Here is a 25285-nt window from a genome sequence, read left to right as displayed (position 1 = left end):
GTAGGGACGGCGCCGGTGGCGGGAGCGGCGGCGCACCGGCGCCGCGCCGTTCAGGCGAAGGGGCGTTCGAGCGCGGGCTGGGGCTCTGTGAACCAGGCCGCGCCGGTCTCGGTGACGTGGAAATGGTCTTCCAGCCGCACGCCGAAGCGCTCGGGATGGACGATCATCGGCTCGTTGGAAAAGCACATGCCGGGGGCGAGCGGCGTGGTGTCGCCGCGCACGAGGTAGGCAGGCTCGTGGATGGCAAGGCCGATGCCATGGCCGGTGCGGTGCGGCAGGCCGGGGAGGGTGTAGTCAGGGCCAAGGCCGGCCTTGGCGATGACATCGCGCGCGGCCGCGTCGACCTCCTCGCAGGGCACGCCCGGGCGCACGGCGGCAAAGGCGGCAGCCTGCGCGGCCTTCTCCAGTTCCCAGGTCTCGGCCTCAAGCGCGCTCACCTTGCCAAAGGCGTACGTGCGGGTGATGTCCGAGTGGTACCCCTCGACCCGGCAGCCGGTGTCGATGAGGACGAGCTGGTTCTCCTCCAGCTCCTGGTCATAGGGCAGGCCATGCGGGTAGGCAGTGGCGTGGCCGAACTGCACCGCGCAAAAGTACGAGCCCGAGGTGCCGAGCGTGCGGTGCGCATCGTCGATGAAGCGGATCACCTCGCTCGCCCGGATGCCGGGTGCCAGGATGCGCGCGGCGGCCTTGTGGACTTCCAGCGTCATCGTCTTGGCCTGCTGCAAGAGCGCCAGTTCCTGCGGCGACTTGAGCATTCGGCCGCCATCGATGATCGCGCCTGCATCGATGGTGGAGCCGACCAGCTCCATGAAGCGGCGGGCATGGCCAAAGGAGAGCAGCGGGTCGAGCGCAAGGCAGGTCGCGGGCCCATGCGCGCGGCATTCCAGGGCGACCGCGTCCTCTTCCTCTTCCCACAGGACGTACTCGGCCTCGATCTGGAGTTCGGCGTCGAGCGAGCCGCGCTCGAACACCGGGCAGATCACGCGCGGGGTGCCGCTCCTGGGGATGACGAGGGCGACGAGCCGCTCGGTCGGGGACCAGGCGAGGCCGGTGAAGTAGCGCATCGACGGGCCGACATTGACGACCATCGCGTCCGCGCCGGCCTCGATCATGCGCGTGCGGGCGGCCTCGATGCGCGCGGTATATTCCTCGCGCGTGATGGCGGGCGCCCAGTCGCTCCAGCGGCCCAGCCGGGCCAGTTCGGTCTCGCGGTCGGATCCGCCAATCATCGTCGTCATCGTCCTGTCCATCTGCAACTGGGGAAGGGGGGAGCCCTGCTCCTGTCATGGTCCGGGGCGGTCGGCAATGTCGGGAGGGACCCGACCGCCCCGGAAGGCTTGCGGGGCTCAGCGCGGGCTGAGCGTCACGACCTTGGGGCCGCTGCCAAGGTCGAAGGCGTAGGCGCCGCGCTCCAGCGTGCCGGTGTCGCTGGCGTAGGGCTTGCCGTCCTTGGTGGTGGTCTCGAAGAGCAGGCGCGCGCGCGGCGTGATGGCGCTTGCCGGATCGAGGGTCAGGCGGACTTCGCCGGTCTTCGTGTCGTAGTCGGCCGAGGCGATCTTGCCGGCCTCCAGCGTGATCCACAGGCCCGCAGGCGCCACGAAGAGGCGGCGGCGCGCGCCGTCCTGAGGCACGACGTGGATGGTGTCGCCCTGGGTTTCCAGCTTGCCGCCAAGGCCCAGCCAGCCGAACTCGGGATGATCGACGAGGTAGGTCGCGGCGGTGATGGCGTGGCCGTAGAAGCCCATGCCGTAGTCGCCGGTGATCGCATCCCACTGCATCATGTCGGGATAGGAGTGGAACGCGGCCGAACCGAAGCCTTCCTGATCGATGTTGGTGATGCCGCCCATCATGCCGCCATAGGCAACGCGCAGGAGGTGGAAGTCCTTGGGGTTCTTGCGGTAGGCGGTGAACAGCGGCACCGCGTTCAGGGCCGAGCCGTAGTGGTGGATCTGGCGCTCGATGCGGCTGACCTTGCCGCCATAGAGGAAGTCCCAGTAGCGGCGCGCGTTGCCGTTGTAGCCCCAGCTCGGGATCGTCGGGTCATAGCCCAGGATCACCTCGCGGGTGGCCTCGGCCTGCGGCTCGTAGCCGAAGTGGTCCATCCAGGCATAGACTTCGGGCTGGCCGGTGGAATCCCAGGCCATCTCCGAGCCGAACGGGTACTTGAGCGAGCGCCAGTGGTCCGCGCGCTCGGTCATCAGCCGCTTCATGTTGGCCGCTTCCTCGGTCATTCCCTCGCGCTCGAGGTCCTTGAGGATGTCGAGGAAGACATCGCCTTCCATCAGGCCAAAGCGCGCGTAGTAGGGCGCATCGCGCATCATCGCGACGCTCGTGACGTAGGCCCACTTGAGGTAGAACTTCCAGTCGTGACGCTTGACCAGCCCCTCGGTGTCGCGCGCGAGGCGGTAGAGCACCCAGTGCCCGATCGCGACGTGGGGGTAGTTGTAGGTGCGGCCAAGGTCGTTGGAATGCTCCTTGTTCCACGCCGTCCAGCTCGACCAGTCGATCTTCGGATCGTAGTAGTCGGGAAATTCCTCGGGTTCGTAGTAGAAGATGCTCTTCTTGACGCCGCCCTTGTGCTCGCCTTCGTCGATCTGGAGGGTGCCGAGCACGGTCTCGTCGACCAGGCGCTCGATGCGCGCGACTTCCTCGGGATCGGGATTGTCGAGCTGCTTGATGGCGGCCGCGACCCACGAACCCGCGCCGCCCTCATCGCTCATGCCGGCGACCCACACGCGCCCGTCCTGAGTGAGGATCGTGTTCTCCTCGCGGTCGTAGGAGAGGATGGCGGGCGTGCGGTGGAAGGGATCGCCCTTGCCCTCGAACCACTGCTGGTGCGTGGTGAAGTGGCCAAGGTCGGCGACGACCTTCTCCATGGGCTTGGTGATGTAGTAGCTCACCGTCTGCTTCTGGCCATCGGCGTAGGTCAGCGTCAGGCGCGCGCGGCCCCAGCCGCTGGCCTTGACCTGGTAGCGCGCCCAGCCCTCGCCGCTGCCCTCTTCGCTGAGCGACAGGGCGCCTTCGGGGAAGCTCTCGATCCCCGTGACCTTGCTCGGGGCCTTCAGGAACAGGCTCGCGCTCTGGTCGGTGGGCAGGACGTAGCCGGGAATGCCGACCGCGACCGGGCGCTTGTGCGCGACGAGCGTGTCCTCGATCGCGCGGATGCTGGGCGAGGTCACGAACTTCACGCCAAAGCTGCGGCGCTCGCCCGGCTGGAGGGTGATGCTGGTCGGCTCGTTCCACTGGCGGGAAGCCTTGGACCATTCCTTCTCGGCAAAGCCCTTGCTGGCCACCGTCCAGTCGTAGAAGCCTTCGGAGACCTGGCCGCGCGGCGAGAGGTCGGTGAAGTTGTCGTCCTTCTTGGCCCAGGCCTTCTCGTAGATCGGCTTGTAGGCTTCGAGCGGGGTGCCCTTCTCGGGAAGGACGAGGAGAGCGGGGCCCTCGCCCGAAAGGCGGGTTACCTGCAGGTAGCCCGCATCGCGCCCGATATAGGGATCGACGAAGCTCGCTTCCTGGTGCGCGGAATCCAGGTCGCGGTCGAGGATGATGTTGTCGAAGACCATCGGCATGCCCAGGACGCCGATCTCGACCGCTTCGGCGCTCGTGTTTTCGAGCGTGAAGCGCATGGCGAGGACACCGTCCTCGTTGAGCCAGCGGCGCTCGACCTTGAGCGGGATACCCTCGCCCATCGAGGTGGTGATGTCGGCCGCGGCGAGCACGTCCTTGCCGCCGCGCAGCGCAGTGATCTGCTTGCGCAAGGTGGAGGAATTGTAGTCCTGCCAGGCCCCGCCGCCGGTGCGCAGGCGCAGATGCAGATCGCCGATATGGACATAGCCATTGGCCGCGCGCTCGGCCTCGCGCCCGGCGGGCACGAAGTCGAAGGCGCTCACGCCCTTGGGTGCCAGGCTCGCCAGCGTCTGGGTGTCCGCGCGCAGCGCCAGGTTGAAGTCCTGCGTCGTCATCTCGGTCTTGATGATCGGCGGGTAGACCTTCTTGGGCTTCTCGTCCTGGGCCTGGACGGCGGCGAGAGGAAGCACGGTGGGGGCCGCCGTGGCGATGGCCAGGGCAAGCAGCGGGAGGGGGCGCAGTACGCGGTTCATGTCAGGTCCTCATTTGCGGCCGATGCCAGCCAGGCTCGGGTCTCTTGATTGTGGGATGACGATTGCAGCGGGGGGCGTCAAGGAAAATATACGATATATAATCGGAGTAATTGTGGAGAGGGCGTGCCCTGCTCTGGTCTCTGCGTGCGTTATCGGCTCCTGTATTTCCGCGGGGTTGGAGCGCACTTGGGAGCGAATCCACAGGGGATTGACTCGGCGATCACTCAGGCTATCAATAACGTATACGATATTCGATAGGAGTGTTTCGGGATGAAAGCCAGTCGGCGCCAATGGATGTCTGGGGTTGCCGCGCTCGCGCTGTGCGGGGTGGCGCCGCGCGGGTTTGCCGCGGTCGTGAAGCCGGTGATGCCCCTGCGGGCAACGCCTCTGCCGCTCAACGACGTGCGCCTCACCGCGTCCGACTGGGCGACCGCGGTCGAGGTCAACGAGGGCTACCTGCTCTCGCTCAGCCCGGACCGCTTCCTGCACAACTTCCGCAAGTACGCCGGGCTCGAACCCAGGGCCGAGATCTACGGCGGCTGGGAATCGGACACGATCGCCGGCCATACGCTCGGCCACTACATGACCGCGCTGGTCCTCACCTGGCAGCAGCGCGGCACTGCCGAATGCCGCCGCCGCGCCGACTACATCGTTGACGAGCTGGCCGATTGCCAGGCCGCGCGCGGCAACGGCTACATCGGCGCGCTGGGGCGCAAGACCAAGGACGGCGAGATCGTCGATGGCATCACCGTCTTCGACGAGGTGCGCGAGGGCATCATCAAGTCGGGCGGGTTCGACCTCAACGGCTCGTGGTCGCCGCTCTACACCGTGCACAAGATGTTCGCTGGCCTGCTCGACATCCACGCGGCCTGGGGCAACGACAAGGCGCTCAACGTCCTGATCGGGCTGGCCGCCTACTTCGCGGACATGTTCGACGCGCTCGACGAGGCGCAGATGCAGGAGCTTCTGGGCTGCGAATACGGCGGTCTCAACGAAAGCTACGCCGAACTTTACGCGCGCACCGGCAATGCGCGCTGGATGCAGATCGCCAAGCGCATCTACGACAAGCGCGTGCTCGACCCGCTCGTTGCGCAGGAAGACAAGCTGGCGAACTTCCACGCCAACACGCAGGTCCCCAAGCTGATCGGCCTTGGCCGCATCCACGAGCTGACCGGCGAGAAGGCCCCGGCGACGGCCGCGCGCTTCTTCTGGGACATCGTCACGCAGCACCACAGCTACGTGATCGGCGGCAATGCGGACCGCGAGTACTTCTCCGAGCCCGACACCATCGCCCAGCACCTGACCGAGTCCACCTGCGAGCATTGCAACACCTACAACATGCTCAAGCTGACCCGGCAGCTCTATTCCTGGCAGCCCGAGGCGGCGCTGTTCGACTATTACGAACGCGCGCACCTCAACCACGTGCTGTCCGCGCAGAACCCGCACAACGCGGGCTTCACCTACATGACGCCGATGATGAGCGGGGCCGAGCGCGGCTATTCGCAGCCGGGCGAGGAAGGCTTCTGGTGCTGTGTCGGCTCGGGAATGGAGAGCCACGCCAAGCACGGCGATTCGATCTACTGGCAGGGCGAGGACACGCTGTTTGTAAACCTGTTCATCGCCTCGCGCGCGGTCTGGAAGGAAAAGGGCGTCGCCCTGAACCTCGCGACCGACTACCCCTTCGAGGGCGACGTGCGCCTGACGCTCGAGACGGTGAAGTCCTCGCGCTTTGCCCTCGCGCTGCGCATCCCGGGCTGGAGCCAGGGCGCGGTGGGCTTGCGTATCAACGGCGAAGTGGCGCAGGTCACGCCGGTGAACGGCTATGTGCGCATCGAGCGCCGCTGGCAGGCGGGCGACGTAATCGACTATTCGCTGCCGCTCGACCTGCGCCTCGAATCCGCGCCCGGTGCGCCCGAGGTGGTCTCGGTCCTGCGCGGGCCGATGGTCATGGCCGCGGACCTTGGCCCGGTCGAGATGGAGTGGAAGGATGTCGAGCCCGCGATGGTCGGCGAGAACCCGCTGGAGGCGTTCTACCCCATCGTCTCGGACCGTCCGCGCTATGTCACGCGGGGCATCGTGCGCCCGGGTGATCGCAACTTCGTGCCCTTCTACAGCCAGTACGAACGCCGCAGCGCGATCTACTTCAAGCGCTTCACCGAAGGGCAGTGGAAGCAGGAGGAGGCCGCCTACCTTGCCGAACAGGCCCGCCAGAAGGACATCGCGGCGCGCTCGATCGACGTCATGCACCTGGGCGAAATGCAGCCCGAGCGTGACCACAACCTGATCTCGGAGAACTCCTGGCCCGCCGCCTACCGCGGGCGCAACGGGCGCGATGCGCGTTCGGGCGGCTTCTTCGAATTCTCGTTGAAGGTGAAGCCCGGGCCGCTGCTGCTCCAGGCGACCTACTGGGGCAGCGAGCGCGGCCGTGCCTTCGACATCCTCGTTGACGGGGTGAAGGTGGCAACGCAGGTTCTGGGCGAGGACCGCCCCGGCAAGTTCTTCGATGTCGAGTACCCGCTCCCGCAGGCACTGACGAAGGACAAGGACAGCGTGCGCGTGCGCTTCGTGCCGCACGAGCGCAACACCGCAGGGCCGGTCTTCGGGGTTCGCCTCTTCACCGCCAAGCCCGGCACCGCGACGTAACCGCAGCCCTTCTGGCTGCCACGAACAAGGCCCGCATCCTGTCCATGACCCAAACCGTAGACCTGACCCTCGAGGAGGCCGATGCCCTGGCGCGCGACGTGCTGGAGGCCTGGGGCCTGGCGCCCGATCACGCCGCTGCCGTTGCCGCGACGATGGTGGCGGGCGAGCGTGACGGGTGTACCTCGCACGGTCTCTACCGCCTGCTGGTGGCGGCGGCCTCGGTGGAGAAGGGCGTGGTGACGCCCGACGCCGAGCCGGAGGTGAGCGAGCCTGCCCCCGCGCTGGTGCGGGTGGACGGGAAGGGGGGCTTTGCCCAGCTCCCCTTCGCGCGCGGCTTGCCGCTGCTGGTGGAAAAGGCGCGGGCCAAGGGCGTGGCGGCCATGGCGCTCAACAACGTGGTGCACTTTGCCGCGCTCTGGCCCGAGGTCGAGGCGCTGGCGCGCGAGGGGCTGGTGGCGCTCGCCTTCACCCCCAACCATGCCTGGGTCGCTCCGGCAGGCGGCACCAAGCCGGTCTTCGGGACCAACCCCATCGCGTTCGCCTGGCCCCGGCCCGGGCGCGAACCCTTCGTCTTCGATTTTGCCACCACCGTCATCGCGCGCGGCGACATCGAGCTGCACCGGCGTGCGGGCAAGCCCGTGCCCGCCGACTGGGGCTATGACAGCGAAGGGCGCGAGACGACCGACGCCAAGGCCGTCCTCGACGGGGCCATGCGCACCTTCGGCGGGCACAAGGGCTCGGCGCTCGCGGCCATGGTCGAACTGATCGCAGGGCCGCTGATCGGCGACATGACGAGCGCGCAGTCGATCGCGAGCGATGCCGGACGCGGAGGCTCGCCCTTGGGCGGGGAACTTCTCATCGCCATCGACCCGGCAGGCTTCCTCGGCGACCGGGTCGAGGAATACCTCGCGCACGGCGAGACCATGTTCGCGGCCATCGAAGGGCAGGGCGCGCGCCTTCCGGGCGCCCGGCGCATCGCCGCGCGCCGCGAAACCATGAAGCACGGCCTGCGCATCCCGGCCGCCTTCCACGCCGAACTTCTCGACCTCCTGCAAAAAGGCAAGACCCATGCAACGACCGGCCCTGCGCGCGCTGCTTCTGGCGGCAACGACACTGGCGATGGCGCCGCTGCCGACTGAGGCCGCCGCGCCTGCAAGCGAGGCCGGGGCGGAAACTACCTCTGCGGCCGACGCCGCGTTCGAGGCGCTCTACACCAGCGAATGGGAATGGCGCCGCTCCTTGTGGGGCCCGGACGAGGACAACCCGCAGGACACCCCGGCGCTGCCCGATGTCGGGCCTGAGGCGCAGGCAGAAAAGCTGGCGCGCTGGAGCGAGGTCAAGGCGAAGCTCTCCAGGATCGACGCCGCCGCGCTTTCGCGTGAGAACCAGATCAACTACGCGGTCTATGCCAATCAGATCGACGCGCTGCTGACCGCGCAGCAGTACCGCGACTACGAAAAGCCCTTCAACGCCGACACCAGCTTCTGGGGCAACCTGGCGAGCCGCGTGCGCGAGCCGGTCAAGGACGAGCCGGGCGCGCGCGCGATGCTGGCGATGCTGCGCGATATCCCGCGCTACTATGACCAGCAGATCGCCAACATGCGCGCCGGCATCGCGCGCGGCTTCACCGCGCCGCGCGTCACGCTGGCCGGGCGCGACGAGGGTATCGCGCAGGTGATCGCTGCGGGCGCGAGCGAGGAAAACGTCTTCTTCGCGCCCTTCGCGGACCTTCCCGACACCATTCCCCAGGCCACGCGCACCCAGATCGAAGCCGACGCGCTGCGCGTGATCAAGGCGGACGTAATCCCCGCGCACGGCAAGCTGCTGGCTTTCCTGCGCGGCGAATACACCCCCGCCGCGCGCACCTCGCTGGGCGCCGACAAGCTGCCCGATGGGCGCGCCTACTACCTCTCCAAGATCCGCGAGTTCACGACGCTGGAGAAGACGCCCGAGGAGATCCACCAGCTGGGCCTCGCCGAGATGGCCCGGATCCGCGCGCGCATGGACGATGTCATGCGCGAGGTGGGTTTTACAGGCACGCTGGGCGAATTCTTCGAGCACCTGCGCACCGATCCGCAGTTCTATCCCAAGACGCCCGAAGAGCTTCTCTACCGCGCGGCCTGGATCGCCAAGAGCTTCGATGGCAAGGCCTCGCAGTACTTCGGGCGCCTGCCGCGCAGTCGCTTTGCGATCAAGCCGGTGCCCGATGATATCGCGCCGTTCTACACCGGCGGGCGCGGGGGACCGGGCATCTACCTCGTCAACACCTACGACCTGCCCTCGCGCCCGTTCTATTCGCAGGTCGCGCTGACCCTGCACGAGAGCGCGCCGGGCCATGCCTTCCAGATGCCGCTCGCGGCCGAGAACACCGCGCTCCCCGCCTTCCGGCGCGACACGTATCTGTCCGCCTATGGCGAGGGCTGGGCGCTTTACTGCGAGGCGCTGGGCGAGGACATGGACATGTACGAGACGCCCTACGACCTGTTCGGGATGCTGAGCTACCAGGCCTGGCGCGCCTCGCGGCTGGTGGTCGACACCGGCATCCACGCCAAGGGCTGGACCCGCGAAGAGGCACAGGACTACCTGCGCAGCAACACCGCGCTTTCCAACCACGAGATCGAGACCGAGGTCGACCGCTACATCTCCTGGCCCGGGCAGGCGCTGAGCTACTACATGGGCGAACTCGCCTTCCTCGACGCGCGCCGTAAGGCGAAGGCGGCGCTGGGCGAGAAGTTCAACATCCGCGCCTTCCATGATGCCGTGCTCGAGATCGGCTCGGTACCGCTTCCGCTTATCGACGCGCGCGTCGACCAGCTCATCGCCGCGGGCGGTGTGGGCCCCTATCCCGACGAGGAATGACACCATGATACGTACCGCTCTTGTGGGCGCGCTCCTGTCGAGCGCGCTGGCGCTGCCCGCTTGCGCGCAGCCGGCACCCGTCTCCGCGCCCTCCAACACCACCACGGCCACCGCGCCCGCGCCGCGCGAACTGCATGTGCCGGGCAACCCGATCCTGGCAGATGGCGACTACTACTCGACCGACCCGGCGCCGTTCGTGGCCGAGGATGCGCTGTGGATCCTTGCCGGGCGCGACATGGCCGAGCCCGAGGTCAACGACTTCATCATGCCCGAATGGCAGCTTCTGACCACGAAGGACCCGGCCTCGGGCGACTGGACGCATTACCCGGCCGTCGCGCGGCCGCACGCAGTGTTCGACTGGGCTGAGGAAGGGCGCGCCTACGCCGGGCAGATCGTGCCCGGGCCGGATGGGCGCTACTACTTCTATGCGCCGGTTCTGGAGAAGGATTCCGACGCCAAGGACCGCTTCGCGATCGGCGTCGCCGTGGCCGACAGCCCGACCGGTCCCTGGCGCGACGCGCATCCCGAAGGGCCGATCATCTCGCAGCGCGTGCCGGTGGCCAACGACATCCAGAACATCGACCCCACTGTCCTCATCGACGAGGATGGCAAGGTCTACCTCTACTGGGGCACCTTCGGGCAGGTGCGCGCGATCGAGCTGGAACCCGACATGGTCCACACCAGGGGGCGCGAGCGCGAGATCACGGGGCTTACCGGCTTCTTCGAGGCGCCCTGGATCCTGAAGCGCAAGGGCACCTACTACATGCTTTACGCGGGCAACCGGGCGGGGCCTGATTCCGACTGCACGCCGGCGGTCTACCACGCCTGCATCGGCTATGGCTCGGCGCCTTCGCCCTTCGGGCCCTGGACCTATCGCGGCGTGGTGCTGAAGCCTGTGTCTTCCACCACCTCGCACCCGGGCGCGGTCGAGTTCAAGGGGCAGTGGTACCTCGCCTACCACACCGCCGATGCGCAAGGGGGCGGGCACTTCCGCCGCTCGGTCGCGCTCGACAAGCTGGAGTGGGACGACAGCGTCAGCCCCGCGCGCATCCGCGAAGTGGTGCCCACGCGCCGCGAAGGCCCTGCGCCTGAGCCCACCCGCAACGTGGCAGCCGCCGCCATGCCCGGTGCCTCCAATACGCCTGTCCCGGTGCAGTACTGGATTGCCGCTCTGAACGACGGGGTGACCAGGGCCAACCCGCTGCCGCCCGAGATGTGGGGGAGCTGGCGGCCGGACAATCCGCCCCGCCAGTGGATTTCCTATGCCTGGGACGCGCCGGTGACGCTGAACGGGGCGCGCCTGTGGTTCTGGAACGACCAGCCTGCCGGTGCGTCCGTCGGCGTCGCACCACCCAAGGACTGGCATCTTGAATATTGGGACGCGGCTGACCGGGCTTGGGCGCCGGTCAAGGCCGAGGGGCCCTATGGCACGCAGCCGGGCCACTTCCAGGAGGTCGCCTTCGCGCCCGTCACCACGCGGTGCCTGCGCGCGGTCCTGGAGGCCTCGGGCAAGGGCGCCGAGCACGCTGGCCTTGCCGTGCAGGAGTTCGAAGCGCTCGCGCCCGAGGCCACGCTGCCCCGTCCACGCGCGGCGGATGCCCCGGCGCCGCAGCCCTGCGGCTGACCCTATTTGCCGGACAAAATTTTGCCTGAAGGTGGCATGAAGATGGCGGGGCTGGACAACCAGCTCCGCCATTTTTGTTGAAAATCAAGGATTTTTCTTGGTTGTGAGATACGCCGGAGCGTGTTTCTCAACCATGACAAATGCCTTGACACATACCAAATATTATAGTTCGTATACGATATATAGGGGTAACAAGAACACTACGGTGAAGGGGAATCAAAATGAGGTTCAGGGGATTTTTGCACGTCACCAGCGCGATGACGCTGGTTGCCATGGCTTCGGCGCCCATGGTGGCCCATGCGGCTGCTCCCGCGGAGACCGAGGACGCGACCAGCCTGGAGGGCGATGATCCGATCATCGTCAACGGCGTGCGCGGGGCGGTCGAAGAGGCTACCGAGAAGAAGCGCAATTCCAAGCAGATCGTCGACTCGGTCGTCGCCGAGGACGTGGGCAAGCTGCCCGACAACAACGTCGTGGAAGCGCTTGCCCGCGTGACCGGCGTCCAGATCGACCGCGCGCGGGGCCAGGGGCAGAGCGTCACCATTCGCGGTCTTTCCGAGATCCAGACCACGGTCAACGGCAACCAGACCAACCTGGGCGATGGGCGTTCGCTCAACCTCGCCGACATCCCGGCCGAGCTCCTCAAGCAGGTCGACGTCTACAAGACCCGCAGCGCCGACCAGGTCGAAGGCGGCATCGCGGGTACCGTCAACGTCGAGCTGCGCCGTCCCTTCGATCTGGAAGATGGCTGGACCATCGCGGGCAGTGTGCGCGGGTCCTACGACGACATTTCCGAGAAGGTGAGCCCCTACGGCTCGCTGCTGCTGGCCAACCGCTTCGACACCGGCATCGGCGAGATCGGCTTCCTTGTGAACGCCTCGTGGACGCGCACGATCTACCGCGAGAACTACATCGAGAGCGAATCGCCCTTCGAGCGTGAACTGGACGATGGCTCCATCGGGATCATCCCCTACCGCGCCTACTACGGGCTGGAGAACGGCAACACCAAGCGCCCCTCGATCAACGGCGTGCTGCAGTGGAAGCCCACCGAGAACCTCGAGCTTGTCCTGGAGGGCGGCTACATCGGCTCGCGCGAGAAGCGTGCGCTCGAACGCCTCTACGTGCAGGACATGCAGGTCCAGGACCTGAGCAACGTGGTGATGATGGACGACGGGCGCACCATCGCCTCGGCCACGGTGAGCAACGAGAACGGCCTGCCTGCGGGTATCGACACGCAGTACAACTCGTTCCACTCCAATCTCTACACCACCAACTTCGAGGCCAACTGGCACTCGGACCGCGTAACGCTGCACGGCAGTGTCCAGTACAACTGGTCGAACGAGGGCAACTACTTCGTCGAGACGATTCTGCGGCCCGAGAACCTGACTTCGGCGGACGTCAACTTCAATTCGGACGTCTACGGCCGCGGCGCGCCCTCGATCGCCTTCAACAACGTCGATCTGACCGATCCCTCGCAGTACGTCGTCGATCGTTTCCAGGACAACCGTGGCGGCTCCAACAACAAGGAGTTCGCCGCCCAGGCCGACATGACGATCCAGCTGGGTGACAACGGCTTCCTGCGCACGCTGCAGGTCGGTGGCCGCTTCAACCAGCGCAAGGTTGATCGCTACTACGGCTACCGCGACGGCTTCCCGCGCGTCGATGGCACGTTCGCGCCCTTCGAGACCTTCCCGGGCTTCGGCGATGCCTCGATGGTCGGACCCGACATCGGCGGATCGACCATGGAGTGGCTGCGCATTCCGGGCCCGATCACGCGCGCGAATGTCGCCGAGATCCGCCAGTACATCCAGGAGTACGATCCGGGCAACGCGGAGCGCTTCTCCAGCCTCTACCCGCCGAGCGATCAGGGCCAGACTTTCGAATCGAACGAGAAGAACTTCGCGGCCTACGCGCAGCTCAACTACGGGTTCGAACTCGCGGGCATTCCCATCGATGGTCTGGCCGGTGCGCGCTTCACCAACACCTGGGGCTCGTCCACCAGCTACAACTACCGTCCGGGCAACGAGGACAACGGCTGGCTCGACATCGTCCAGGTCTCGCCGGGCAAGGGCAACTACGCCGCGATCCTGCCGACCGCGACCGCGATCCTGCACTTCGACCCGCAGGTCCAGCTGCGCCTGTCGTACAGCACCAACGTGTTCCGTCCCAGCTTCTACGATTCGCGTCCCTTCTACTTCGCCGAGACGCGCTCGACGCCGCCGATCGTCTTTGCGGGCAACCCCTCGCTCAAGCAGCAGCGCGAGCAGTCGTTCAACGCGAGCGCGGAGTACTATTTCGGGCGCGGCGGGCAGATCTCGCTGGCGGGCTACTACAAGAAGGCCTCGAACTTCCTGTACTATGACCGCAACGACGCGGATGCCGAGGAGATGCTCAGCTACGGCATCGACCTTGCCGATTTCGACTCCGATTTCGGCTACGTCGAGATGCAGCGCAACGCGGGCGATGGCACGTTCATTGGCCTCGAAGGTACGGTGCAGACCTTCTTCGACTTTGCTCCGGGCATCTTGCGCAACTTCGGTGTGAGCCTCAATGCCAGCCACATCTTCAAGGCGCGCATCGAGTATCCCTACCCCGAGGATTTCCCGGGTGCCTTCGATTCGCCCAACACCTCGAAGTGGACCGCGAACGCCGCGCTGTTCTACGACACCCCGCAGTTCAGCGCGCGCGTGGCCTACAACTACCGCTCGTCCTACCGCATGGGCATCTGGAACCAGAATCCGGAGTATTCGCCCTACCAGGACGCAACCCAGCGTCTGGACGCGGCGATCAACTACACGCCGGTGAAGTTCATGACCCTCTCGGTCGAGGCGTCGAACATTCTGGGCAACGACGTGTACCGTTACCACGGCAACCAGGCGCTGCTGCCGCTGGGCGTGCGCACGCTTGCCCGCACCATCCAGTCCAGCGTGCGCTTCCGTTTCTGATCGCACGCATCGCGTGACCGCATGACGAACGGAGCCGTACCCTGCCACGAGGTACGGCTCCGTTTTCGTTTGAGGCGCAACCCATCAACAGGAGGATCCCATGCGCTACTCCTTTCTCGCGACAGCGCTGGCAGGGCTTGCCGGTCTGGCCGCGCTTCCCGCGCAGGCTCAGGATTTCACCGTGAAGGTCCCCGGGCGCACGATGCCCTGGAGCCCGGCGATCAATACGGACATGGATTTCGGCATTCGCGACGGCGCGCGTCCGGCCATGCTCTTTGGCGCAAGCCTCATCGCGGGCAGCACCATCACCTTTCGCGCACGTGGCGAGACCACGACCCTGCCGGGCGGTGCGCGGTTCGGGCCCGAAGGGCAGATCGACTACGTGACGCAGAAGAACCCGGGCGGCTCGGGGCGGCTGTTTCCCAGTTACTACCTCGACAAGGCGGACTACCCTGCGCACCTCAACGCGCTGATCGGTGCCTTCGTCAGCGCGGATGGCAAGGTCATCGGCGCACCGTTCCTGATCGGACGGGAGACGGCGCGGCAGGTTCCCGAGGGGGCGCAGGCCATCACCTTCGGGATCAACGATGACGTCTTTCGTGAGAACGAAGGCGAACTCATCGTCGAGGTCCATGTGCCCGAAGCCCGTGTCCTGCTTGAGCCGGAGGCGAGGCCATGAAGGCGGGGCTGACTTTCCTTGCCGCGCTTGCGGCCGTGATTGCGGCGCCGGGCCAGGCCCGCGACGTGATGGTCGAAGTGGATGCGCGCGCGCAGCCCTGGGACGAGGATGCCTTTGAAGGCATGTCCTTTGGCAAGGGCGACGGCGAGGCGCCTTTGCGGATCATGGGCTTTGAGGATCTGGCCGGGGCGAATGTCGCGATCATTCCGGTGTCCGGCGGCGTGACCCTCGTCGAGGGGGCTGAGGTCGGGCCGGAAGGTATCGTGGGCGATGCGGCCGATGACCTGCGCGTCAAGAAGCGGGTCTATCCCAGCCTCTACACGCCCAAGGTCCTCTATCCGGTCTATCGCCATGCGCTCCTGGCGGTCTTTACCGACGACGAAGGGCGCCCGGTCGGAAGGCCGTTCCCGGTCGGCACGGGCGTGCGGGTGGGCGTCCCGGACGAGGCGCGCGGCCTCAGCCTGGGGTTCAACGACATTACCTTCAAGGACAATGCCGGCACGCTCCAGGTCATCCTCCAGATACCCGACTGACCAGATAACGAGCCACCGCTCGGGAACACGATGTCGCCCGGGCGGTGAGCCGTGCGGTGCGCGCGGCCTGATCGTCGCTTCACCCAAATGTGCTCTTGCTAGACCTTTTATAATATCGTATACGATATCTCGATATTCGCATTTCACCTCCTGAGGAACAGTTTTCATGTCAATTGATTGGAAGGGCGTTTTCCCGGCAGTTACCACGCAGGTGCGCGAGGATCTGTCGATCGACGTCGCCGATACGCAGCGCGTCGTGGACGATCTCATTCGCGACGGCGTGACGGGCGTCATCGCCCTTGGCACGGTGGGCGAGAACAACTCGCTCGAATTCGACGAGAAGGTCGAGGTCCTGACCGGCATCGTCGAGGCCGTGGCCGGGCGCGTTCCGGTCATCACCGGCGTTTCGGAATACGACATGCGCCGCGCCTCGCGCTGGGCCCAGCAGGCCGAGAAGATCGGCGCGGACGGCCTCATGCTGCTGCCGCCCATGGTCTACGTGCCCCAGCCGCACGAGCTGGTCGCCCACTTCAAGGGCGTGGCTGACAGCACCGGCCTGCCGATCATGCTCTACAACAACCCGCCCGCCTACCGCACGCAGATCACCGCGCAGGTGCTCGAAGCGCTGGTCGATGTGAAGAACATCGTCGCGGTCAAGGAATCGGCCCCCGACAGCCGCCGCTTCACCGACGTGAAGAACGCCTGCGGCGATCGCTTCGTGCTCTTCGCCGGACTCGACGACGTGGCGCTCGAAGGTCTGTACCTGGGCGCACAGGGCTGGGTCTCGGGCCTCACCAACGCCTTCCCGCGCGAATCGGTGGAACTGGTCAACGCCTTCCAGCGCGGCGATCACGCCAAGGCGCTCGAGATCTACCGCTGGTTCATGCCGCTCCTCCACCTCGATGCCGAGCATGACCTGGTCCAGTCGATCAAGCTGGCCGAGCAGGTCATGGGCCGTGGTTCGGAGCGTGTCCTGCCCCCGCGCCAGCCGCTCGTCGGGGCGCGCCGCGCCGAGGTGATCGCGATGGTCGAAAAGGCGGCCGCGACGCGGCCCGTGCTCGCCGATCCCATCGTCGCCTGATACAGGAACCTCGATGCGACACACCTTCTTCTGCATCGATGGTCACACAGCCGGGAACCCCGTCCGCCTTGTCGCGGGCGGGGCTCCGCTGTTGAAAGGGGCCACGATGTCCGAGCGCCGTCAGGATTTCCTGGAGCGCTTCGACTGGATCCGCACCGGGCTGTGCTTCGAGCCGCGCGGCCACGACATGATGTCGGGCGGTTTCCTCTATCCCCCGACCGATCCCGCCAACGACATCGGCATTCTCTTCATCGAGACCTCGGGCTGCCTGCCGATGTGCGGGCACGGGACCATCGGCATCATCACCTTCGGGCTCGAACATGGCCTGATCCAGCCCGCAACGCCGGGCAGCCTGCGTGTGGAGGTCCCCGCCGGGCTCATCGAGATCGCCTACAATGTCGAGGGCGCGAAGGTGACCTCGGTGCGCATCACCAATGTGCCCTCCTATGTCGCCGCGCGCGGCATCGAGATCGACGTGGAAGGGCTGGGCCCGCTCACCGTCGATGTCTCCTACGGGGGCAATTATTACACCATCGTCGAGCCGCAGGGCGCCTACAAGGGGCTCGAGGCCATGAGCGCGAGCGAGATCCTCACCCTCTCGCCGCGCGTGCGCGAGGCGGTGCGCGCCAAGTTCGAGCCGGTCCATCCGCTCGACCCCACCATCCGCGGCATCAGCCATGTGCTGTGGACCGATGTGCCGCGCGGCGAAGGCGCGGACGGGCGCAACGCGGTGTTCTACGGCGACAAGGCCATCGACCGCAGCCCGTGCGGAACCGGCACGTCCTCGCGCCTGGCCCACCTTGCCGGGCAGGGCAAGCTCCAGGTCGGGGACCGCTTCGTCCATGAAAGCTACATCGGCAGCCAGTTCATCGGACGCGTCGAGAAGGAGGTGATGCTGGGCGACACGCCGGCCATCGTGCCCTCAATCGAAGGCTCGGCCATAGCCACCGGGTTCAACACCATCTGGATCGACCGCGAGGACAGGTTCTGGGACGGTTTCCAGGTCACCTGATCCAACCATGGCGGGGGCGGGGGATGACCTTGTCCCCGCTTGGCATTTGTAGAGCGGGCCCTGCCGACGGGCCCCACGCATCACGAAAACAACAGGGTTGCCCATCATGTCCGCTGCGTCCCGTTCCCCGCTCCTTGGCCTTGCGCTGGCGCTCTCGGTTGCCGTGCCCGCGCTCGCGACGGGGCTTCTCGCCTCTCCGGCCCACGCCGAGCCGACCCGCACCGAGCCGACCCGCGCTGAGATTGCCCGTTCGGTGCACCTGCGCGAGGATTGGCAGTACCTGACGCGCGGCATCGCCTGGCCCGCCAGCTGGACGCCGGACAGCGCGGCCTTTTCCTATCGCCGCACGGTCGAGGGCGGCTTTGCCTTCGAGACGGTGACGCTGGAGGGCCTGACGCGCGCGCCCTCGTTCGATCACGCGCGGCTCGCCGAAGGGCTGGGCCGCCTGCTTGGCCACGAGATTGCGCCGCTGCGCCTGCCCTTTACCGAGTTCAGTTTCACCGACGCTGCGCGCCAGACGATCCGCTTCCATATCGACTACACGCCCTACGAATGCGATCTGGCCGACTACACCTGCCGCAAGATGGCCTATCCGGGCCGCCCGCGCGGCTTTGGTGTGGTGCGCGATCTTTCGGTGCCCGCCGACAACACCCCGCACGTTTCGCCCGATGGCGCGCTGGAGGCGCTGGTCGAGGACAGCAACCTCCTCGTGCGCAGCGCGCAAGGGGGCGAGGTGCGCCTGCGCACGGCGACAGGGACCGAGGGCGATTTCTACGATCCCGAGACCATCGCCTGGTCGCCCGACAGCCGCCACCTGATGATCTACCGCGTGCGCCCGGGCTTCGCGCGCCGTGTCCTGCGTGTCGAGGCGGCGCCTGCGGGACAGTTGCAGCCGGGGTTGCAGACCCAGCTCTATCCCAAGCCTGGCGATGCCATCGATCAGGAGCAGCCCGTCCTTGTCGATGTCCAGACCGGTGCGGTGACGGAGATCGACCCCGCGCTCTTTCCCAACCCGTACGAACTCTCCGCCCCGCGCTGGCGGCGCGATGGTGAGAGCGCCGAATTCGACTACATGCAGCGCGGCTTCCAGGAAGCCAAAGTGATTGCCGTCGATGCCGCGACGGGCCGCGCGCACGCCGCCGTGACGGAGACGGCCGACACTTTCGTCTTTGGCGAAAAGCGCTTCGTCCACGACGTCGACGGCCTTGGCAAGGAACTGATCTGGACCTCCGAGCGCGACGGCAACCGCCATATCTACCTCGTCGATGGGAAGAGCGGGAAGGTGGCCCGCCAGATCACGAAGGGCGACTGGGTCGTGCGCGAGGTTGTCCGGGTGGACGATGCCGCGCGCCGGATCTGGTTTGCCGCGAGCGGCATGACCCCGGGCGAAGATCCTTACTTCGTGCACTATTACCGGGTCGATTTCGACGGGCGCAATCTCGTCGCCCTGACACCCGAGACGGCCAACCACCAGGCCCGCTTCGCGCCCGACATGCGCCATTTCATCGACACCTATTCGCGCGTCGATGCGCCCGAGGTCACCGTGCTGCGCCGCGCCGAGGATGGCGCGAACGTGGCCGAGATCGCGCGAGGGGACATCACGCGCCTCACCGCTGCGGGTTTTCGCGCTCCGGAGGTCTTTACCGCCAAGGGGCGCGACGGCGCGAGTGACATCTGGGGCCTTGTCGTGCGCCCGCGCGACTACGATCCGGCGAAGTCCTACCCGGTCATCGAGAACATCTACGCCGGGCCCCACGACAGCTTCGTGCCCAAGAGTTTCTGGCCCTTTGGCTTCCATTCGGGCGGCGACAAGGTGATCGGGATGCAGGCGCTCGCGGATCTGGGCTTCATTGTCGTCCAGATCGACGGCATGGGGACGGCCAACCGCTCCAAGGCGTTCCATGACGTCGCCTGGAAGAATCTGGCCGACTCCGGCTTTCCCGACCGCATCGCCTGGCACCGTGCGCTCGCCGCGCGCGATCCCTCCTACGACATTTCGCGCGTGGGCATCTACGGCGCGTCGGCGGGCGGGCAGAGCACGCTCAACGCGCTCCTTTTTCATGGCGACTTCTACAAGGCCGGCTTTGCGCTGGCGGGCTGCTACGACAACCGCATGGACAAGATCAGCTGGAACGAGCAGTGGCTCGGCTGGCCGGTCGATGCGCCCTACCTTGCCGCCTCGGGCGTGGAGCACGCCGACAAGCTTCGGGGCCGCCTCTTCATGGTGGTGGGCGAGCAGGACAGCAACGTCGATCCGGCCTCGACGATGCAGGTGGTCGATGCGCTCATCAAGGCGGACAAGGACTTCGACCTGCTGGTCGTGCCCGGCGGCGAGCATTCCACCGGCCGTTCGAGCGGCCCCATCGACTACGTGACGCGCCGCCAGTTCGACTTTTTTGTCGAGGCCCTGCAGACCCACGGCGCCGAGGCTGCCGCGCTCTGATGGGCATAGAGGGGGCGGGTGGCCCGCCCCCTCGTACGCTCAGGCCGTGACGCGCAGCATCACCACGCCGTGCGCGGGGACTTCGTAGCTTCCCGCAAGGCCCGACGTGACTGCGCCCGACCACAGATCCTCGACCTTCGACACGCTCGCTAGCCCTGCATCGCTCGCGCTCATCGTCGCGGTGATCGGCGTCTCGGCGCGGTTGAAGAGGGCCAGCGCCACCGACCCGTCGGCGAGCGGCTTGGCCCAGACCTCGGTCGTGCCCTCGGTGCGCACAGCCTGGCCCTGGATGCCGCGCGTGTCCTGATCGACCGCGATGACGCGGCGGTTGGCCAGGATCGCGAGCATGTCCGCGCTCGTCTCGCGCAGGTCATGGCCCATCATCAGCGGGGCGGCCGACATGGCCCACAGCGACATGTGCGTGCGGTATTCGTCCGCGCTCATCCCGCCGTTGCCGATTTCCAGCATGTCGGGGTCGTTCCAGCCGTGGGGGCCGGCGTGCTCGGGCTTGCCGTTATGGTCAAAGCCGATCTCGGCCATCGTCTTGTAGTCGTCGGTGATGTCGCCGGTCGTGCGCCACAGTTCGCCGCCGACATCGCGGCCCCAGCTGCCGACCTCGAAACGGCCGTACTCGCACAGCGAGAAGAGGATATCGCGGCCCGTCTCGCGCAGCGCCTTGCCCATCTCGTAGTAGCTGCGCACCACGGTGTCGCGGTCGTTGTAGAACCACTCGCCCGAGCACAGGTCGTACTTGAGGTAATCGAAGCCCCAGTCGGCAAAGGTCTGCGCGTCCTGCTGGACGTGGCCATAGCTGCCCTCGTACCCGGCGCAAGTCTTGGGCCCCTGCGAGGAGTAGATGCCGATCTTGAGGCCGCGCGCGTGGACGTAGTCGGTCAGCGCCTTCATGTCGGGAAACTTGGCGTTGGGCTGCAGCGCGCCCGTCGCATCGCGCGTGCCCTGCCAGCCATCGTCGATGTTGATGTAGATGTAGCCGGCATCGCGCAGGCCGGTTGTGACCATGGCGTCGGCCATCGCGCGCACCGTGGCATCGTCGATATGCTCGTCGAACTTGTTCCAGCTCGACCAGCCCATCGGCGGGGTGGGGGCCAGCGTGCCGGGGATCGGCGCGCCCATCTCGGGCAGCTCGGTGAACTGGAAGGCGCGCGCCTTCGCGTCCTTCGCGGTGCCCTTGTGGCCGGTCTCGTCGATCTCGCTGAACCAGATCTGGCCGGTCAGCTGGACCTTTCCGTCCGCCATGGCGACGTGCCAGGTGCGGGTGGGGTTGTCCCAGTCGTTGATGTTGTTGGCCTCGAAGGTGAGCGTGCCATCTTCCAGGCGCGCGTTGCGCATCTTGACCGGACCATACCACTGGGTGGTGACTTCGCCCTCGATGGCATCGCCCCTGGAGCGAACCTCCATCATGGTGACGCCGGGGCGGTCGGGGGCCTCGTCGAAGAGCCAGACGCCGTCAAACGGGGTCTTGGCCTGCGCGGCGGGCGCGAAGGGAAGGGCCACAGCGGCAAGCGCGGCGGCAATCACGGCGGAACGTGACACGGGAGGTCTCCTCAGGGTTCGTGGATGGCGGGGCAGGACGCGCCGGGGCGTCCTGCCCGGTAGGCGGGGGTCAGGCGCGCTGGGCGGCCAGATCGCGCCCCGCGCTGCTGCGCGGGCGGCTGTAGAGGCAGTAGAAGATCAGCCCGGCGACGTTCCAGATCGCAAAGCGGATGAGCGTGTCGGTGGGCAGGCTGAAGAGCAGGTAGGCGCAGCCCGCGATAGCGAGCGTGCCCACCAGGTAGGGCTGCGGGCAGCGAAACAGGCGCGGCAGCGACGGCTCGCGGCGGCGCATGATCATCAGGCACGCGCCGACCGCAATGAAGGCGATGAGCGTGCCCGCGTTCGCCATCTCGGCGATCTTGTCGAGCGGGAAGATCCCCGCGACCAGCGCGATGGAGATGCCGGTCATCAGCGTGATGCGCGTGGGCGAACCGGTCTTCGGGTTGATCCGGGCGAGTGCGCGCGGCAGCAGCCCGTCGCGCGCCATGACGAAGAACACGCGGCTCTGCCCGTACATCATGACCAGGATGACCGAGGGCAGGGCAATGATCGCGGCGAGCGCGATGACATGCGCAGCAAAAGGCTGGTCGAGCGCGCGCAGCACCAGCGCGAGCGGCTCGGCGCTATGGCCCAGTTCCTGGAACGGGAGCGCGCCCACGGCGGCAAAGGCCACCGCCATGTAGATCACCGTGCACACCAGCATCGAGCCGATGATGCCGATGGTGAGGTCACGGCCCGGATTCTTGGCTTCCTCGGCCGAGGTCGCGACCGCATCAAAGCCATAGAAGGCAAAGAAGACGATGGCGGCGGCTGCCATGACCCCGCGCTTGGCGCCGCCGATCTCGCTGCTGCCAAAGCCATAGGGCATGAAGGGCTGCAGATTGTCGGCCTGGAAGGCGGGCAGTGCAATCGCGACGAAGACGCTGAGCGCGGCGAGCTTGATGATGACGAGGATGATGTTGAGCGTCGCGCTCTCGCGCGTGCCCCCGATCAGCATGCCCATGATGGCCAGCGCAACAAGGACGGCGGGCAGGTTGATGAGGCCGCCGGTGAACGGGCCTGTCAGCAGCATCTCGGCCAGCGGCACGCCCGCCGACTGGATCCAGCCGACCAGATAGCCCGACCAGCCCACAGCGACCGTCGAGCAGGCGAGCGAGTATTCGAGGATCAGGCTCCAGCCCACGATCCAGGCGACGGTCTCGCCCATGGCCGCGTAGCTGAAGGTATAGGCGCTGCCCGCCGCCGGGATCAGCGTGGCCATCTCGGCATAGGCGAGCGCCGCGCAGGCGCAGACCGCGCCCGCAATGGCAAAGGCCAGGATCACCGCGGGGCCGGCACGCTCGGCGCCCACGCCTGTCAGCGTATAGATGCCTGTGCCGACGATGGCGCCGACACCCAGGGCCACGAGGTGCGGCCAGCTCAGGGTCTTGGCAAGGCTATGCCCGGTTTCGCGATGAGCGAGAGATTCGAGTGTCTTTCTCGGTCCGAGCATGCAGTCCCCTTGCTGTGCAGTGCGTCAGCCGGTCGGGCTGACGGCGAAATGGGCCCGAAGGTCTTCGAGCGTGTTGGCGATGTGATGGGTGAGCTGGGCGCGCACGGCGTCCTCGTCGCGCGCGAGCCAGGCGTCGAGCAGCCCCTTGTGCTCGGTGTGCGCGCGGTTGCCGCGTCCGGCGGGCTCCAGGTGGGCGATGACGTAGCGCTCGGCGAGCACTTCGAGGCGCTCGACCAGCTGAGTGGTGAGCAGGCGCTGCCCCGGGCGCACCAGCGTCACGTGGAATTCGCGGTTGCGCACGCCCACTTCGCTGAGTGCGGAATTGGCGGCCGTGTCGAGCCGTTCGAACGCGGCGATGGCGGCCTGCTGGTCCTCCTCGGTGGCCATGCGCGCGCCGCGCGCGGCGGCGACGGGCTCGAAGGCGAGGCGCAGCTCGTAGATTTCCTCGGCCTGGTCGCTCGTCATCGGCTGGACGAACCAGCCGCGGTTGGGCTGACTGGTGAGGAGGCCCTCATGTTCGAGGCGGGCGAGCGCTTCGCGCAGCGGGATCTTGCTGACCCCCAGTTCCTTGGCGAGCGCGTCCTGCCGGACCGGCTCCATGACCGAAAGCTTGCCTTCGATGATCCGCTCGCGGATGACTTCGAAAATCCGCTCTGCCAGTGTCCGAACTACAATTGTCACGACTTAATTCTCCAGGAATGCATCACGCCCGCAGGCGGCATGCGACAACCGTATAACGTAGACGGATGTTCCTGCGCCCGCAAATGAACCTTTGATCAGGGTTCCGCCCTGGTCAGGCCGACTATCGGGAAGGGACAATTTGCGGGTCATTGAGTCTTGCTGCCTAGTGGAATTAGATATACCGTATACGAAATAAGTTTGTGGTCAACGGAGTTTTTGATGGGGCACGTGGGGATCATCGGGGGCGGTGTTGTGGGCTTGTCCGCAGCGCTGGCGCTGCTCAAGGCGGGCCACCGCGTCACCCTCCTCGACAACGATCCCGGCGCCGCCGCGCCGTCCTGGGGCAACGCCGGGCACATCGCGGTCGAGCAGGTCGCCCCGCTGGCCTCGATGGAGCAGGTGCGCAGCGTACCGGGGCGTCTCTTCGCCGCGGGCGGTCCGCTCGCACTGCCCCCGCGCGAGATTGCGACCTGGCTTCCCTTCACGACACGCCTTCTGGGCGCGTCAGGCGCGAAGCGCTTTGCGGCAGGGCGCACGGCGCTCTCCCGGCTGCTGGCCGAGGCGCTTGACGCCTGGCGTGCGCAAGTGGAGGAGATCGGCGCACCGGACCTGCTGCGCGAAGGCGGGCACCTGGTGACCTGGCTCGATGAGCGCGCCGCGCGGGAAGGCGCGCGCGATCTTGCGGCGGCCGACATGGGCACCGCCAAGGCCGCGCCCGCCTCGGCAGCTGACCTCGCGCGTCTTTCGGCGCTCGGCGCCGCGCATCCCGCAGGCGCCATGCGCTTTACCGGCACCGCGCAGATCGCCGATCTGGATGAACTGCGCACGGCGCTCCTCGCCGCCTTTGCCGCGCGCGGCGGCACGCGGATCGAGGGCGAGGGGCGTCTGGTCCGGGAGGGGAGGCGCATTTCCATTGCGGGCGTGGAGTGTGACCAGATAGTGGTCTGCGCAGGCGTGCGCTCGGGCGCGCTTCTGGCGCCGGTCGGCCACAAGGTGCCGATCATTGCCGAGCGCGGCTACCACGTGCGCGCCGAGGCGCAGCTCTGGCCCGAGGACCTGCCGCCCGTCGTCTACGAGGAGCGCGCGATGATCGTGACGCGCTATCGTTCGTGCGTGCAGGCGGCGAGCTTCGTGGAGTTCGCGCGCGCCGATGCCCCCGCCGACCCACGCAAGTGGGCGCGGCTGGAACGCCATATCGCCGAACTTGGCCTGCCGATCACCGGCCCCTTCCAGCGCTGGATGGGCGCGCGCCCGACCCTGCCGGACTATCTGCCCGCGATTGGCCGTTCGGACCGCGCGGATAACCTCTACTACGCCTTCGGGCACCAGCACCTGGGGCTGACGCTGGCCGCTGTCACTGGACGGCTCGTGACCGAGATGCTCGATGGTCGCCGCACCAGCCTGCCGCTCGCGCCCTTCGACCTTTCCCGTTTCGCCTGACCTCTCCCCGACAGGCACGGGGGGCATGATCCCCTTGCCTGGCAGACCTGGATGATGCCCGGATGACTTCCCCCCGTGCGCCTTTGGGCGCCTGTGCTCGCCCCTCTTGGGCCTCGCGCCGCGCGCTTCTGAAAAGCGGTATCGGCGCGCTGGCGCTGCCCGCGCTGGCCCCGTCCATGGCCCGCGCGGCCGAGCCGGG

Annotated in this window: 16 protein-coding genes; 11 read left to right on the top strand and 5 right to left on the bottom strand. The window is 67.1% G+C overall.

Translation table 11 applies throughout. From position 1 onward, the window contains the following. Window positions 1-50 precede the first annotated feature (50 nt). On the bottom strand, window positions 51-1238 hold the full coding sequence (locus tag MTR65_RS18835) for a M24 family metallopeptidase (RefSeq protein ID WP_243802925.1): 1188 nt from the start codon (window positions 1236-1238) through the stop codon (window positions 51-53). Window positions 1239-1346: 108 nt separating this feature from the next. Next, complete coding sequence (locus MTR65_RS18830) at window positions 1347-4100, bottom strand: DUF5695 domain-containing protein (protein ID WP_243802923.1); 2754 nt, start codon at window positions 4098-4100, stop codon at window positions 1347-1349. Between the two features lie 270 nt (window positions 4101-4370). Here MTR65_RS18830 and MTR65_RS18825 point away from each other — a divergent pair, with 270 nt between their 5' ends. From MTR65_RS18825 to MTR65_RS18780, 10 genes are all read left to right on the top strand, one after another. Beyond that, on the top strand, window positions 4371-6743 hold the full coding sequence (locus tag MTR65_RS18825; protein WP_243802921.1) for a glycoside hydrolase family 127 protein: 2373 nt from the start codon (window positions 4371-4373) through the stop codon (window positions 6741-6743). Between the two features lie 44 nt (window positions 6744-6787). Further along, window positions 6788-7882 carry an Ldh family oxidoreductase gene (locus MTR65_RS18820; protein ID WP_327194348.1) on the top strand — a complete coding sequence of 365 codons (1095 nt, stop codon included), beginning with the start codon at window positions 6788-6790 and terminating at the stop codon, window positions 7880-7882. Further along, window positions 7812-9602, top strand: coding sequence for a DUF885 domain-containing protein (locus tag MTR65_RS18815; protein WP_243802919.1), 1791 nt, complete (start codon window positions 7812-7814; stop codon window positions 9600-9602). Before MTR65_RS18820 ends, MTR65_RS18815 begins: the two co-directional genes overlap by 71 nt. 4 nt (window positions 9603-9606) lie before the next feature. After that, window positions 9607-11226, top strand: a complete 1620-nt coding sequence (locus MTR65_RS18810) for a family 43 glycosylhydrolase (protein WP_243802917.1) — start codon at window positions 9607-9609, stop codon at window positions 11224-11226. Window positions 11227-11447: 221 nt separating this feature from the next. Further along, complete coding sequence (locus MTR65_RS18805; RefSeq protein ID WP_243802914.1) at window positions 11448-14171, top strand: TonB-dependent receptor; 2724 nt, start codon at window positions 11448-11450, stop codon at window positions 14169-14171. Window positions 14172-14271: 100 nt separating this feature from the next. After that, window positions 14272-14850 (top strand): hypothetical protein, encoded by a 579-nt coding sequence (locus tag MTR65_RS18800; RefSeq protein ID WP_243802912.1) that lies wholly within the window; start codon window positions 14272-14274, stop codon window positions 14848-14850. After that, on the top strand, window positions 14847-15383 hold the full coding sequence (locus MTR65_RS18795) for a hypothetical protein (RefSeq protein ID WP_243802910.1): 537 nt from the start codon (window positions 14847-14849) through the stop codon (window positions 15381-15383). The genes MTR65_RS18800 and MTR65_RS18795 overlap by 4 nt, the downstream gene beginning before the upstream one ends. A 166-nt stretch (window positions 15384-15549) precedes the next feature. Next, window positions 15550-16464, top strand: a complete 915-nt coding sequence (locus tag MTR65_RS18790) for a dihydrodipicolinate synthase family protein (protein ID WP_243802908.1) — start codon at window positions 15550-15552, stop codon at window positions 16462-16464. A gap of 13 nt (window positions 16465-16477) precedes the next feature. Then, complete coding sequence (locus tag MTR65_RS18785; RefSeq protein ID WP_243802905.1) at window positions 16478-17476, top strand: 4-hydroxyproline epimerase; 999 nt, start codon at window positions 16478-16480, stop codon at window positions 17474-17476. Window positions 17477-17582: 106 nt separating this feature from the next. Further along, window positions 17583-19919 (top strand): S9 family peptidase, encoded by a 2337-nt coding sequence (locus tag MTR65_RS18780; RefSeq protein WP_243802903.1) that lies wholly within the window; start codon window positions 17583-17585, stop codon window positions 19917-19919. Window positions 19920-19958: 39 nt separating this feature from the next. On the opposite strand, the gene MTR65_RS18775 is transcribed toward MTR65_RS18780, so the two are convergent. From MTR65_RS18775 to MTR65_RS18765, 3 genes are all read right to left on the bottom strand, one after another. Further along, window positions 19959-21473 carry a glycoside hydrolase family 27 protein gene (locus MTR65_RS18775; RefSeq protein WP_243802901.1) on the bottom strand — a complete coding sequence of 505 codons (1515 nt, stop codon included), beginning with the start codon at window positions 21471-21473 and terminating at the stop codon, window positions 19959-19961. A gap of 70 nt (window positions 21474-21543) precedes the next feature. Next, on the bottom strand, window positions 21544-22965 hold the full coding sequence (locus MTR65_RS18770; RefSeq protein WP_226634730.1) for an amino acid permease: 1422 nt from the start codon (window positions 22963-22965) through the stop codon (window positions 21544-21546). A 24-nt stretch (window positions 22966-22989) separates the two neighbouring features. After that, window positions 22990-23646, bottom strand: coding sequence for a GntR family transcriptional regulator (locus MTR65_RS18765; RefSeq protein ID WP_226634728.1), 657 nt, complete (start codon window positions 23644-23646; stop codon window positions 22990-22992). Window positions 23647-23865: 219 nt separating this feature from the next. Between MTR65_RS18765 and MTR65_RS18760 the strand changes: the two genes are divergently transcribed. Next, a complete protein-coding gene (locus MTR65_RS18760) occupies window positions 23866-25086 on the top strand; it encodes an NAD(P)/FAD-dependent oxidoreductase (RefSeq protein WP_243802898.1) in 1221 nt (406 codons plus the stop codon). Window positions 25087-25285: the final 199 nt, after the last annotated feature.

Origin of the sequence: Novosphingobium mangrovi, from assembly GCF_022818885.1 — a bacterium.
GTDB classification, from domain to species: domain Bacteria; phylum Pseudomonadota; class Alphaproteobacteria; order Sphingomonadales; family Sphingomonadaceae; genus Novosphingobium; species Novosphingobium mangrovi.
This window is presented reverse-complemented; position numbering and strand designations above follow the sequence as displayed.

Coding starts and splice junctions, on each gene's coding strand:
- MTR65_RS18835 (WP_243802925.1), bottom strand. CDS start 1,238: ATGACGACGATGATTGGCGGATCCGACCGCGAGACCGAACTGGCCCGG.
- MTR65_RS18830 (WP_243802923.1), bottom strand. CDS start 4,100: ATGAACCGCGTACTGCGCCCCCTCCCGCTGCTTGCCCTGGCCATCGCC.
- MTR65_RS18825 (WP_243802921.1), top strand. CDS start 4,371: ATGAAAGCCAGTCGGCGCCAATGGATGTCTGGGGTTGCCGCGCTCGCG.
- MTR65_RS18820 (WP_327194348.1), top strand. CDS start 6,788: ATGACCCAAACCGTAGACCTGACCCTCGAGGAGGCCGATGCCCTGGCG.
- MTR65_RS18815 (WP_243802919.1), top strand. CDS start 7,812: ATGCAACGACCGGCCCTGCGCGCGCTGCTTCTGGCGGCAACGACACTG.
- MTR65_RS18810 (WP_243802917.1), top strand. CDS start 9,607: ATGATACGTACCGCTCTTGTGGGCGCGCTCCTGTCGAGCGCGCTGGCG.
- MTR65_RS18805 (WP_243802914.1), top strand. CDS start 11,448: ATGAGGTTCAGGGGATTTTTGCACGTCACCAGCGCGATGACGCTGGTT.
- MTR65_RS18800 (WP_243802912.1), top strand. CDS start 14,272: ATGCGCTACTCCTTTCTCGCGACAGCGCTGGCAGGGCTTGCCGGTCTG.
- MTR65_RS18795 (WP_243802910.1), top strand. CDS start 14,847: ATGAAGGCGGGGCTGACTTTCCTTGCCGCGCTTGCGGCCGTGATTGCG.
- MTR65_RS18790 (WP_243802908.1), top strand. CDS start 15,550: ATGTCAATTGATTGGAAGGGCGTTTTCCCGGCAGTTACCACGCAGGTG.
- MTR65_RS18785 (WP_243802905.1), top strand. CDS start 16,478: ATGCGACACACCTTCTTCTGCATCGATGGTCACACAGCCGGGAACCCC.
- MTR65_RS18780 (WP_243802903.1), top strand. CDS start 17,583: ATGTCCGCTGCGTCCCGTTCCCCGCTCCTTGGCCTTGCGCTGGCGCTC.
- MTR65_RS18770 (WP_226634730.1), bottom strand. CDS start 22,965: ATGCTCGGACCGAGAAAGACACTCGAATCTCTCGCTCATCGCGAAACC.
- MTR65_RS18760 (WP_243802898.1), top strand. CDS start 23,866: ATGGGGCACGTGGGGATCATCGGGGGCGGTGTTGTGGGCTTGTCCGCA.